We start from the raw sequence: 10342 nt of genomic DNA, 5'->3' as shown, positions 1-10342 counted from the left end.
TATGACGCCGGAGGAATATCGGCAACACAATCATTTGGCCGGGATCTCAAAAAATGCCTGGAACTAAAACGGGTCTATTTACAGTTCCCTGAGCAAGGATACTGGTTTGGCTTTTTGCTTATAGGTATTGAGTCTTATATCACCACTTTTGAGCCTGTCATCCTGGATCGCTTGATAGCGATCTAACCAGGTTGACGTTGTGATCGCTTTTCCTTTGCTGGTTGCGATCCTGTCACTGATGGCCAGAATCTGCCGGGTTCTTTGTTCAGCCAGGCGCGTATTGGCTTCAGTGGCAATAGCGATAGCTTCAGCTTCGTTTGTTCCCAAAGCATGGAATTTCCCTGTTATTGGATGCTTATACCGCCAATAGACTTTATTTACCTTCCGACTATAAAGTGGATATAAGTTAGGGACCGAAACATTATTTTTACGCGGTCTGGCTGCCATCACTCAAAATCCGTTGCAAAATTAATGAGTCATTTTTCTTAATTACTGGCGTTACCAGCTCTCCAACTAACTCGGCATCCTCACGCACTCGCCATAACCGACCTTGTTTCATGGCCGGTGGGCAAAATAAATTCTGCTTAGCATAACGACGCAATGTGGACACACTTGGAGGATTACTTCTGTATTTTTCAGAGGCCCATTCTTCAAGAGTTAACATTTGAAGCATATGCGATCACCTTGTTACTTCACTAACTGTTCAGTCTCTGCATATCGACCCTGCAAGGTCGGTTAGTTTCTCCACAAAACAGAGAAGAGCATCAGTGGCCACAACTATCAGGATGGATCGGGTTATGACCCCGTCATCCGGGGATACTTTTCTCTGTTTTGTAAAAAGGGCGGTACCAGAAAGGACTAAGGAAAAAACTGGTACCGCCAAAGCAATGGGAGTTGTGGCGGGATTGCCACTCAGGCGTATGGTCAACCTGACAATCCGGTGTCCTCAACTCGGGAAAGCGTAACCCGGCCATACTTACCGCCGCGCCATTTCGCGGATTACCACAACGCTGAGAGCACTTAGCCAGTTAAGGCACCACATTTGTTGCGGAGCCATAAATGCTCTCATCGTTGCATCCTGGTCTCTTCCCAGGCGTCAAACCGAATCGCCACGCTGGTTAGGCGCCCTATACGTACCCTCATTGGCTTGCACATTCCGGCTACCTGACTTGTTCGCCGAGATAGGGGAGGTTTGCCCCTTTAACGTTGCCAGACCGCTAACGACGCATGTGCCATACGCCGTGTTACAACCAAAGTTTCTTTGGCGTTTCGCCTGTTCGTTTGTCTGTGGGGAAAGATAATATGAAATTGCGTAATATGCAAGTGCGAATATTGCGAGATATGCAATTTACAGAGTAAAAAAAAGCCACCTATTGGTGGCTGATGAAGAGTATGCTGGCTTAATTGTGTCGCTTTAGGGTTTGCGACTGACTGATTAAGACCTTTCCAAAGACCATGAATCGGTGTTCATTTTCGCTGGTGATTCCCCATTCACGATAAATCTGGTTATCAGAAATTACCAACAGTTTGTCTGGGATCATTTGCAGTCGTTTAACGTATATTTTGTCGTCAAAACCAAAGACATAGATACCATCACCATCGAACTGATTGATGCTGACATCAACGAAGATCAAATCTCCAGGCTCAATGGTTGGACACATACTGTCCCCACGAACGTTGATGACTTTAATGTGATTGGCAGGCCGGCCGCCAAACATCGATAAAGCATTATCAGTTCTGTATTCGATAGCATGAATCACATCAATGACATCACCACCTTGGATAAGGCCATTTCCCGCACTGGCACTGACATCCAGCAATTCAATACGGAATACATCCTTCACCTGCTCATTACCCTCACTAACACTGTTTTTACATACAGTATTATTTTTGAGCTCAGAGGTAAAGAGATCAGCAATTTCAACATCTAAGCTCTTGGCTATATTGCCCAGGGCTTGCTCGGTAAATTGCTTCTGCTTACCTGTTTCAAGGCGTGAGATATTTGCCGAATCCACACCAATGGCTTCAGCTAGGTCGGCAATTTTCATGTTCTTCGCTTGGCGAAGTTGTCTAACTCGGTTTCCTATGCTCATGCGTTTATTACATTTCTTTATTGCGAGTTAAGCAAATCAACTTGCGCAATTTACTTGCGTAAAATAACATGCGAATGGCGCAACAATTGGAGGGTGTATGCAATCACCATTACGAAATGTGCGTAAGGCGCATGGTTTTACATTACAGCATGTAGCTGAGTGTGTTCATGTCAATCAGGCGACGTTAAGCCGCATTGAGAGACTGGAGCAGGTCCCATCTATCGATCTCGCGGAACGTCTCGCCAATTTTTTTAAGGGGGAAATTAGCGAAATGCAGATTCTCTACCCAGCTCGTTTTCAATCTAGCCAAAACCAGAGTGAGCTGAAACCACAAGAACAGGAGGTGAGCCGTGGGTAAACATCACTGGAAAGTAGAAAAACAGCCTGAGTGGTATGTGAAGGCTGTCAGGAAAACTATCGCGGCGCTGCCAGGGGGATATGCAGAAGCTGCTGACTGGCTGGATGTAACAGAGAACGCGCTCTTTAATCGCCTCCGCGCAGATGGCGATCAGATCTTCCCACTTGGTTGGGCAATGGTTTTACAACGTGCTGGTGGTACTCACCATATTGCTGATGCTGTAGCGCAATCTGCGAATGGTGTCTTTGTATCACTTCCGGAAGTTGAGGAAGTGGAGAACGCTGATATCAACCAGCGTCTGCTGGAAGCCATCGAGCAGGTTGGAAGCTACTCAAAGCAAATACGTTTAGCAATCGAAGATGGGGTGGTGGAACTTCATGAACGGATAGCCATCAACGATGAGCTTTTCCGGGCTATTACGAAGCTGCAGGAACACGCCACGCTGGTCTACAAGATTTTTTGTACCCCTGAAAGTAATGACGCCCACGAGTGTGCAGCTCTGGGCGACGTGGCGTGTCGTAACTGTGGAGAAACTAACGCGTGAACAGTTTAACGGTAAGTAACCGCATACCGCAACTACGTGCATTCCCTGTACCGGGTTACATCATGTTTCGGTATGAACGCATGGTATCAGGTCGGTGGATTCCCTGTAACCACAGTAGAGCCATCGCAATTGTGGGTGTGTTCCAGCGGAGGGCGAAACGCATATGCGAGAACTTAACCGATGGTTCAAAGATAACTACGGCGTCCCAGTCAGGGTTATCCGTTGGGAGCCAGAAACACGAAGGGGCATCTATCTCCGCGAAGGTTACGAGCATGAGTGCTTTAGTCCACTCGAACAGTTTCAGCGTAAGTTCAGAGAAATAGAGTACGAGCATGAACACATTGATTCAGTTACTTGATCGCCCAATAGCGTACAACCCTTCGTTTGCCAAATTGAAAGCAGGAAAGGTGAAGTCAGGGCCTGTGGCAGCAGTATTTCTTTCTCAGCTTGTCTACTGGCATAACCGTATGGACGGCGGCTGGATGTATAAAACCCAGGCGGACATTGCTAACGAAACTGCATTGACACGTGATGAGCAGGAGACTGCGCGTAAACGTCTGGTTGCGCTCGGTGTTCTTGAAGAAGAGCGTCGGGGCGTACCCGCTACCATGCATTACCGCATTAACACAAAACGGCTTGAAGCTTTGCTACTGGAGACAGTGAGAACTGGGGAGAAAGCATGCCGGGGTAAAACCAGAATGCGGAACCTCCAGAATGTGGAAACGCCGCAATCTGGATTAGTGCAGTCCCGCAAACCAGATTGCGGTGATGCCGCAAACAAGAATGCGGAACCACCGCAAACAAGAGTGGGGCAATCCACCGAACAAGTCTGCGGTGATCCCACGAACTTTCATACAGGAGATTACACAGAGAATACTCAAGAGATTACACAGGAGAGTAAAACCTCTTCTCGTCCGGACGCTTCGCAACCGGACCCGCTGAAGGCCGAACAGGATTTTTTAACTCGCCATCCGGATGCCGTTGTGTTCAGCCCCAAAAAGCGCCAGTGGGGAACGCAGGCTGATTTGACCTGTGCGCAGTGGCTCTGGAAAAAAATCATCGCCCTGTACGAACAGGCCGCCGAGAGTGACGGCGAATTGGTTCGTCCGAAAGAACCAAACTGGACAGCCTGGGCAAACGAAATCCGCCTGATGTGCGTTCAGGACGGGCGTACTCACAAACAAATCTGCGAGATGTACAGCAGGGTCAGCCGCGACCCGTTCTGGTGCCGGAACGTTCTCAGCCCGTCTAAGCTGCGGGAAAAATGGGACGAGTTATCCCTGCGTCTGTCGCCAGCCAACGTTGCGCGCAGCGAACACCGCGAAGATCCGTTTTTCAAAGCCAACTATGACAGCGTGGATTACAGCCAAGTCCCGGCAGGGTTCAGGGGGTGAGGATGAGTCTTCTTCGGGAAATTCAGGAATTCATTACAAAAAATCCGGGGGTAACTTCCGGCGCAATTGCAGAGGTTTTTGCCAGCTATCCGCGAATGGCGGTAATCAGCACTACAGGTAAGTTACGTCAACATGGGCGTGTTGCATTTCATCGAAGCGGTATGGTCTACAGACACTTTGGCTCTCACGATGATTTATCCGCTTTCCTCGCATTAGCTGAATCAGCCGTGACACAGCCTGGATACGTTGGTTCAGGAGAGCCGAAAGTGGTGCGGGAACTGGTACGCAAGGCCCAATCGCTAGAAAGCAAAGGCCTGTACCAACGCGCTGCAACGATCTGGCTGGAAGCCTTTCGGGAAAGCTGGGTCTGTTCTGAAAGAGAAGAGTTTCTACGATGCCGTGCCCGTTGCCTTCGCCGTAGCAAAAAGGTGCATATGACTGAGGAAGGGTGGTTTTTAGCGGGTAATTACGTGGGGCCGAATGACTAAGTTAACCGATCGTCAGCAGGAAGTGTTGGACATGCTGATTTCCTGGCAAAAGCAGTATGGTTTTCCACCGACCAACCAGGAACTTGCAACCACGTTGGGCTGCCGTTCAGTAAACACGATTACGGGGCATCTTCGTGCGCTGGAGAGAAAGGGGGTTATCACTATTAACCGGGGAATAGCGCGGGGCATCAGAATTAATGCAGCCAGCACGGACAGTGAGGCAGTTGAGTTACTCCAGGCGCTGCTTGCTGGTGAAGAGAATGCAAGATTACGGGCGATTTTCTATCTGCGTGAACGGGGGATACGGGTGTGAAACTAATCCTGCCATTTCCTCCCAGCGTGAACACTTACTGGCGGCATCCCAATAAAGGGCCGTTTGCAGGGAAAAGCCTGATCAGTGCGGCGGGGCGTAGATTTCAGAGCGAGGTGTGTGCAGCAATCATTGAACAGCTACGACGACTGCCGAAACCAACGGCGGTGCCAGCATCAGTAGAGATCGTATTGTTTCCTCCGGACAACCGGATCCGTGATTTGGACAACTATAACAAGGCGCTGTTTGACGCATTGACCCATGCGGGCGTGTGGGAAGACGACAGCCAGGTGAAAAGGATGCTGGTGGAGTGGGGGCCGGTTATCCCGAAGGGGAAAGTTGAGATCACCATCAACAAGTACGAAATAAAGGCGGGTGCAGCCGCCTGAGTAAGAGGAGAAACGAAGCATGAATCATTTGATGGTCATTGATGGTATTGAAGTTCGCCGCGATGTTCATGGGCGCTATTGCCTGAATGATTTACATCGGGCTGCTGGTGGTGAAGAACGCCATAAACCGTCCAACTTCCTGCGGATGGATTCCACCCGAGAGCTTTGTATGGAAATTGACCGTTGCTCAGATATGAGCATCGGTTGTGTGGAAACTATCCGTGGTGGTTTTGGACAGGGGACTTATGTTTCCCGTGAATTGGTTTTTGCTTATGCAATGTGGATCAGTCCGTCTTTCCATTTGAAAGTTATCCGTACATTTGACCAGGTAACCCGCACACCAGACAAATTATCGGGTATGGCTGCCGATAAGATGCAGGCGGGAGTAATTCTGCTGGGATTCATGCGCAAAGAATTAAACCTGTCCAACTCTTCGGTGTTGGGGGCGTGTCAGAAACTCCAGGAAGCAGTTGGCTTGCCGAACCTGGCGCCTCAGTACGCTATTGATGCCCCAACAGGCGCGCTGGATGGCTCCAGCCGTCCAACCTTATCTTTGAGTGCATTGCTGAAACAGTATGGCATCCGAATGACAGCTAATCAGGCATATCACCAGTTGGCGAAGCTGGGGATCGTTGAACACCGTGAGCGTGACAGCCGCACAGGAATCAACGGTATTAAAAAATTCTGGTCACTGACGGCGAAGGGCTGCATGTTCGGCAAGAACATCACCAGTCCGGTAAACCCGCGCGAGACGCAGCCGCATTTCTTCGAATCCAGATTCCCTGAGCTGCTGAAGCTAATCGATACCGTTCATTGAGGTGATTGTGAGAGCGTTACTGACCCCTGAAATTGCCCCTCGAATGGGGATCGTATTATTCAGGCCGGGTTCAAAACTGATGCCCTTGTTTATGCAGGGGCGTGTCCTGCTTGAGCCTGAGCCGGAACGCTATTCATCCTTTGCCAGCGGTGCCGTTCCTGCGGTATCGCAACCGTTAGTGGATGATCCTGTAGTTGGCGATGTTTTCCGTAATGAGTCGGTAATTCGTCGTGCTGGTGGTATGGAAAGTTTTGAGAGCTGGCTACTTCGAGAAAAGGCATGCCAGTGGCAATACTCTGACTGGCACAGTGAGCATATGACAACGATGCGACATGTGCCTGGTGCAATCCGCCTGTGCTGGCATTGTGACAACCTTTTACGCGAGCAGTACACGGAAAGGCTGGCGGCAATCGCTTCGGATAATTGCGCTCGTTGGGTGCTGTCCGTTGTGCGCCAGGATCTTGGTTTTGATGACCACCATGCCGTTACGTTTCCAGAGCTGTGTTGGTGGCTGGTTCGTAATGACCTGACTGATGTTTTGCCAGAAAGCGCTGCCCGTAAGGCGCTGAGAATGCCAACACCGGTGATTCAGTCGGTCACCCGTGAAAGCGACATAGTGCCATCAGTTCCGGCCACCAACATTATCCAGGATAAAGCCAGCAGGGTACTGGCATTAAAAGTTGATCCGGAGTCGCCTGAATCATTCATGTTACGTCCAAAACGTCACCGTTGGGTTAATGAGAAATACACTCGTTGGGTTAAGACGCAGCCGTGTGCATGTTGTGGAAAACCCGCAGATGATCCTCACCACCTGATAGGCCACGGTCAGGGAGGTATGGGAACAAAAGCGCATGATCTCTTTGTGTTGCCTTTGTGCAGAAAGCATCACGACGAGCTACATGCGGATACCGTGGTGTTTGAAGAGAAGTATGGCTCCCAACTGGAGCTGATATTTCGTTTTATCGATCGTGCGCTGGCAATTGGCGTGCTGGCGTAAGTGGGGAAGAATAATGCGTGATATACAGAAGGTTTTAGATTTATGGGGAGCCTGGGCTGCGAGTGATTCAAATCGCATTGACTACTCCTCAATTGCAGCTGGCTTTAAAGGTCTATTGCCTTATACAAGCAAAGCTCGCCCTCAATGTTGTGATGATGATGGACTGATTATTGAAAGTTGCCTAGCCAGGCTTCGTAAGAGGAGTCATTACGATTATGAACTGTTAGTGGCACATTACGTTCTCAGAGTGTCCAAGAGGGGTATGGCGAAGCGACATAAGAAGTGTGAAAAACAGATCCGGATAGAAATGCAATTAGCAGAAGGATTCGTCGAGGGGTGTTTGTCTATGCTGGATCTCCGGCTGGAGATGGATCCGATTGTTTGTGTAGAAAACCATAAAAAAAGCACTAGTGCGGTCCGCATTTTTTGATGTAAGGTGTTAAGAGTAGTTGTTATGCAGCTGTTCTTACTCATTGAAAACAATTGCTTACTAGCGAATGTGAGATGTTGGCAAAGGTCGCGCTGATGTATGGCGGGGATGGCGGAACGTCATGCCTGATTATGGCATTCAGGATAAGCGTTCATATCAACATTCTGGATGCAAAAGCAATGCGTTGAGTCTTTTATATTTTGCCCCTGTTATCAGATAGGGGCCTCAGTACGCGATGATCTTTAGGCTAAATAAATAGCAGTATGGTCATTGCTATAGTACTGCATAAGCTCTTAAGACCAGTCAGCCAGTCGCTGAGATAGACAGTCTGATTCATGTAAACTCTCCTTGTTCTGAAGCTCTGTCTTATGATTACCAAAAGTAAAGGCGACATTTCAAGTCATGAGAGATAAACGTTCGCTGCCGAAGGACCACGAAGGCCATTTATTCGACAAAACTCAACGCGTAATCCGGGAATGAGTGCTTCTGAATCGCGGAGGCTTAGTGCTGAAATGTGAAGCTGTACGTCTATGCGGCCATCGGAGGGGGTGATAAGACCTTTACCGCTTTTGCAGTCAAAGGTTTTGACAATTCCTGTCATTTTACGGGACAAACAAATTCCTTAATGGTGAAAACACGGTGCACTATACACGTGCTTAAAAATAACGCCAGAAATACTTCCTGGCTGTAAGGGGACCTGGACGGCTAAAATAAACATTGATTAATATGTATGCCCATGCGTTAATGATTGCGTCGGTTTGAAGAACAGACGTATACAAGGTAGTTTATTAAAGCAGTTCTCATTTCAGGTATTATATATTTATCCCTTCTTTGAGTCTCTCCACTAAGCACGAAGTAGTTTCTGTAATAAAACCATCTATGCCGAAAGGCTCAAATTAAGGAATAAAAATATGTCTAACAAGATGACTGGTTTAGTAAAATGGTTTAATGCTGATAAGGGTTTCGGATTTATTTCTCCTGTTGATGGCAGCAAAGATGTGTTTGTCCATTTCTCTGCTATCCAGAGTGATAATTATCGCACCCTGTTTGAAGGACAAAAAGTAACATTCTCTATTGAGAATGGTGCTAAAGGTCCGGTTGCTGCTAACGTAGTTACCACAGAGTAAAAATCCAAAAATTTGTCTCTATGCGATAACGAAGAAGGCTAATGCCTGAGTAGTCATATTGACAGAAATAATGGATGTATTGTTGGGTCAGTTGAATCAAATTCTTACTGACCCGGCATTTCATGATAACGGTGAGCATATTTCATCATATCTCCTGAAGGAGAAAGTATGCTGACCGTTGTTGTGACGTGCAACTTGCTGCTCGATATAGTCGAACCAGCAGAAGCTGGCGGCTGGCCTTACAAAACGTGCGTAAGGGAGCGACTGTTCCGAAAAGTCACAATTGAAATTAATTAAATATGAAAACATTAAACCCGCATTCAGCGGGTTTTTTATTATCTTTAACAAGATAATCTCACATAATAGTTGTGGCTATTATGTGCGGGATAGAAACGTTAAATTTTATTATGCAGCGTTGAGGGTTGTCTGGAATACTTTATTACAATGAGGGCAGATTAAAAGAGCACCTTTTTGTACTCTCGAAAAACTGTGTTCAGAATGTTGGGTGCAGTTCGGGCAGGCGCATTTGACAAGATAATTACGGCGTGATTTAGAGTCTTTACGTTCTGACATAGGCTTTTTCCTGAGTTAATGAACGTTCACATTACACTAATTTGTCGAAAATATCTTTAATTTATTGTTTGATTGATACAGATATCAGTTATTGGATTGAGATTGTACCCGTAAAATCGCCCTTTGGGCATGTTTGTGAAGAGCCTCTCTAAGTGTAGGTAATAGCGTCTGGGAGGATGTTGCAATGCGCCTGGATTGTGATGATCTGTGCGCTGAGGACTCAGACAACATGCCATGATTTTACTAGCATAAAAGACTTTTTCTGACCCGATTACTCGAGCGGGTTTCTTATTTCAGGCACCGGGATTCAACTCCAAGCTTATTTTTTCCAAAAGAGCCCGGATGCCTGCTCCCTTTCAGTTACACACATCGCCATCCGAACTATCGGAGATGAGGCTATGACCAGAATGAGCATCATATGCAGTGGGGTTTGAGTTGTGGCTTCTTGCACCGCAGTTTTTTTTGCTTCGATTTATACTATCGGTTTAGCCTTGTGGAGGTTTGTATGAAGGAAGGGTATTACTGGATTCAGCATGTAGGTGTTGTACAGGTAGCGTATTACACGAATGACACTGTAGATGACCTTGAAACGGGGAAAACGATCACAGGCGTCTGGCATCTGACCAGAGGCGATGACATTTGCCATAACGGTGAGGCTGAGGTTCTCGAAGGTCCTCTTACTCCACCAATGTAAACAACCTTATTCATTTTGAGGCTGCCATATGGCGGCCTTTTTTATTTCAGGCTCACGGGAATCATCCACTACGTGCTTTGTTGATAAATCCATCCCGTGAAGCCTGACCTCCTTCAATCACAGCGCCA

General features: G+C 47.5%; 17 protein-coding genes and 2 pseudogenes. 12 read left to right on the top strand and 7 right to left on the bottom strand.

Annotated features, from left to right (window positions below):
- Positions 1–84 precede the first annotated feature (84 nt).
- From JQ822_RS20580 to JQ822_RS20565, 4 genes and pseudogenes are all read right to left on the bottom strand, one after another.
- Positions 85–447 (bottom strand): annotated as a pseudogene (locus tag JQ822_RS20580) (phage integrase Arm DNA-binding domain-containing protein); the annotation flags it as partial.
- On the bottom strand, positions 428–673 hold the full coding sequence (locus tag JQ822_RS20575; RefSeq protein ID WP_185655105.1) for an excisionase: 246 nt from the start codon (positions 671–673) through the stop codon (positions 428–430). The gene JQ822_RS20575 and the pseudogene JQ822_RS20580, both read right to left, overlap by 20 nt.
- A gap of 30 nt (positions 674–703) precedes the next feature.
- Positions 704–889: pseudogene (locus tag JQ822_RS20570) on the bottom strand (hypothetical protein); the annotation flags it as partial.
- A 511-nt stretch (positions 890–1400) separates the two neighbouring features.
- Entirely contained in the window at positions 1401–2093 is a 693-nt protein-coding gene (locus JQ822_RS20565; RefSeq protein WP_213135005.1) for an XRE family transcriptional regulator, read from the bottom strand.
- A 97-nt stretch (positions 2094–2190) separates the two neighbouring features.
- Between JQ822_RS20565 and JQ822_RS20560 the strand changes: the two genes are divergently transcribed.
- The 10 genes from JQ822_RS20560 to JQ822_RS20515 all read left to right on the top strand — a co-directional run bounded on the left by JQ822_RS20560 (position 2191) and on the right by JQ822_RS20515 (position 7820).
- Positions 2191–2451 carry a helix-turn-helix transcriptional regulator gene (locus tag JQ822_RS20560; RefSeq protein WP_181638117.1) on the top strand — a complete coding sequence of 87 codons (261 nt, stop codon included), beginning with the start codon at positions 2191–2193 and terminating at the stop codon, positions 2449–2451.
- Positions 2444–2995 carry a protein YmfL gene (ymfL, locus tag JQ822_RS20555; RefSeq protein ID WP_213135004.1) on the top strand — a complete coding sequence of 184 codons (552 nt, stop codon included), beginning with the start codon at positions 2444–2446 and terminating at the stop codon, positions 2993–2995. Before JQ822_RS20560 ends, ymfL begins: the two co-directional genes overlap by 8 nt.
- A 163-nt stretch (positions 2996–3158) precedes the next feature.
- Positions 3159–3353 (top strand): DUF4222 domain-containing protein, encoded by a 195-nt coding sequence (locus tag JQ822_RS20550; RefSeq protein WP_213135003.1) that lies wholly within the window; start codon positions 3159–3161, stop codon positions 3351–3353.
- On the top strand, positions 3328–4389 hold the full coding sequence (locus JQ822_RS20545; RefSeq protein ID WP_213135002.1) for a primosomal protein I: 1062 nt from the start codon (positions 3328–3330) through the stop codon (positions 4387–4389). The genes JQ822_RS20550 and JQ822_RS20545 overlap by 26 nt, the downstream gene beginning before the upstream one ends.
- A 2-nt stretch (positions 4390–4391) precedes the next feature.
- Positions 4392–4877: a PerC family transcriptional regulator gene (locus JQ822_RS20540; protein WP_244849039.1), complete on the top strand. Its 486-nt coding sequence runs from the start codon at positions 4392–4394 to the stop codon at positions 4875–4877.
- On the top strand, positions 4870–5190 hold the full coding sequence (locus JQ822_RS20535) for a LexA family protein (RefSeq protein ID WP_213135001.1): 321 nt from the start codon (positions 4870–4872) through the stop codon (positions 5188–5190). Before JQ822_RS20540 ends, JQ822_RS20535 begins: the two co-directional genes overlap by 8 nt.
- Positions 5187–5576, top strand: a complete 390-nt coding sequence (locus tag JQ822_RS20530) for a RusA family crossover junction endodeoxyribonuclease (protein ID WP_137348192.1) — start codon at positions 5187–5189, stop codon at positions 5574–5576. The genes JQ822_RS20535 and JQ822_RS20530 overlap by 4 nt, the downstream gene beginning before the upstream one ends.
- Before the next feature lie 19 nt (positions 5577–5595).
- Positions 5596–6393, top strand: coding sequence for a KilA-N domain-containing protein (locus JQ822_RS20525; RefSeq protein WP_213135000.1), 798 nt, complete (start codon positions 5596–5598; stop codon positions 6391–6393).
- 7 nt (positions 6394–6400) lie between these two features.
- The gene (locus JQ822_RS20520) at positions 6401–7390 is read left to right on the top strand and encodes a DUF968 domain-containing protein (protein WP_213134999.1); all 990 of its coding nucleotides are present in this window, start codon (positions 6401–6403) and stop codon (positions 7388–7390) included.
- Positions 7391–7403: 13 nt separating this feature from the next.
- Positions 7404–7820 (top strand): antiterminator Q family protein, encoded by a 417-nt coding sequence (locus JQ822_RS20515; RefSeq protein WP_213134998.1) that lies wholly within the window; start codon positions 7404–7406, stop codon positions 7818–7820.
- A gap of 247 nt (positions 7821–8067) precedes the next feature.
- Here the strand turns inward: JQ822_RS20515 and JQ822_RS24700 are convergent, their stop codons facing one another.
- Together JQ822_RS24700 and cspF are read right to left on the bottom strand one after the other, a co-directional pair.
- Positions 8068–8157, bottom strand: coding sequence for a hypothetical protein (locus JQ822_RS24700; protein ID WP_423753153.1), 90 nt, complete (start codon positions 8155–8157; stop codon positions 8068–8070).
- Positions 8158–8220: 63 nt separating this feature from the next.
- Positions 8221–8433 carry a cold shock-like protein CspF gene (gene cspF / locus JQ822_RS20510; RefSeq protein WP_075261945.1) on the bottom strand — a complete coding sequence of 71 codons (213 nt, stop codon included), beginning with the start codon at positions 8431–8433 and terminating at the stop codon, positions 8221–8223.
- A gap of 298 nt (positions 8434–8731) precedes the next feature.
- On the opposite strand from cspF, the gene cspE reads away from it, so the two are divergent.
- A complete protein-coding gene (gene cspE / locus JQ822_RS20505; protein ID WP_048216579.1) occupies positions 8732–8947 on the top strand; it encodes a transcription antiterminator/RNA stability regulator CspE in 216 nt (71 codons plus the stop codon).
- A gap of 405 nt (positions 8948–9352) precedes the next feature.
- On the opposite strand, the gene JQ822_RS24460 is transcribed toward cspE, so the two are convergent.
- Positions 9353–9520: a YnfU family zinc-binding protein gene (locus tag JQ822_RS24460; protein ID WP_212728237.1), complete on the bottom strand. Its 168-nt coding sequence runs from the start codon at positions 9518–9520 to the stop codon at positions 9353–9355.
- A gap of 505 nt (positions 9521–10025) precedes the next feature.
- Between JQ822_RS24460 and JQ822_RS24455 the strand changes: the two genes are divergently transcribed.
- Positions 10026–10214, top strand: coding sequence for a hypothetical protein (locus tag JQ822_RS24455; RefSeq protein WP_016152723.1), 189 nt, complete (start codon positions 10026–10028; stop codon positions 10212–10214).
- Positions 10215–10342: the final 128 nt, after the last annotated feature.

It is taken from the genome of Citrobacter sp. FP75, assembly GCF_018342065.1.
Lineage (GTDB): Bacteria > Pseudomonadota > Gammaproteobacteria > Enterobacterales > Enterobacteriaceae > Citrobacter.
This window is presented reverse-complemented; position numbering and strand designations above follow the sequence as displayed.

What these genes read in the sequence shown, in the direction of transcription:
- JQ822_RS20575 (WP_185655105.1), bottom strand. Translation starts at nt 673, where the DNA reads ATGCTTCAAATGTTAACTCTTGAAGAATGGGCCTCTGAAAAATACAGA.
- JQ822_RS20550 (WP_213135003.1), top strand. Translation starts at nt 3,159, where the DNA reads ATGCGAGAACTTAACCGATGGTTCAAAGATAACTACGGCGTCCCAGTC.
- JQ822_RS20535 (WP_213135001.1), top strand. Translation starts at nt 4,870, where the DNA reads ATGACTAAGTTAACCGATCGTCAGCAGGAAGTGTTGGACATGCTGATT.
- JQ822_RS24455 (WP_016152723.1), top strand. Translation starts at nt 10,026, where the DNA reads ATGAAGGAAGGGTATTACTGGATTCAGCATGTAGGTGTTGTACAGGTA.
- JQ822_RS24460 (WP_212728237.1), bottom strand. Translation starts at nt 9,520, where the DNA reads ATGTCAGAACGTAAAGACTCTAAATCACGCCGTAATTATCTTGTCAAA.
- cspE (WP_048216579.1), top strand. Translation starts at nt 8,732, where the DNA reads ATGTCTAACAAGATGACTGGTTTAGTAAAATGGTTTAATGCTGATAAG.
- JQ822_RS24700 (WP_423753153.1), bottom strand. Translation starts at nt 8,157, where the DNA reads ATGAATCAGACTGTCTATCTCAGCGACTGGCTGACTGGTCTTAAGAGC.
- JQ822_RS20545 (WP_213135002.1), top strand. Translation starts at nt 3,328, where the DNA reads ATGAACACATTGATTCAGTTACTTGATCGCCCAATAGCGTACAACCCT.
- JQ822_RS20525 (WP_213135000.1), top strand. Translation starts at nt 5,596, where the DNA reads ATGAATCATTTGATGGTCATTGATGGTATTGAAGTTCGCCGCGATGTT.
- JQ822_RS20540 (WP_244849039.1), top strand. Translation starts at nt 4,392, where the DNA reads ATGAGTCTTCTTCGGGAAATTCAGGAATTCATTACAAAAAATCCGGGG.
- JQ822_RS20515 (WP_213134998.1), top strand. Translation starts at nt 7,404, where the DNA reads ATGCGTGATATACAGAAGGTTTTAGATTTATGGGGAGCCTGGGCTGCG.
- JQ822_RS20565 (WP_213135005.1), bottom strand. Translation starts at nt 2,093, where the DNA reads ATGAGCATAGGAAACCGAGTTAGACAACTTCGCCAAGCGAAGAACATG.
- JQ822_RS20560 (WP_181638117.1), top strand. Translation starts at nt 2,191, where the DNA reads ATGCAATCACCATTACGAAATGTGCGTAAGGCGCATGGTTTTACATTA.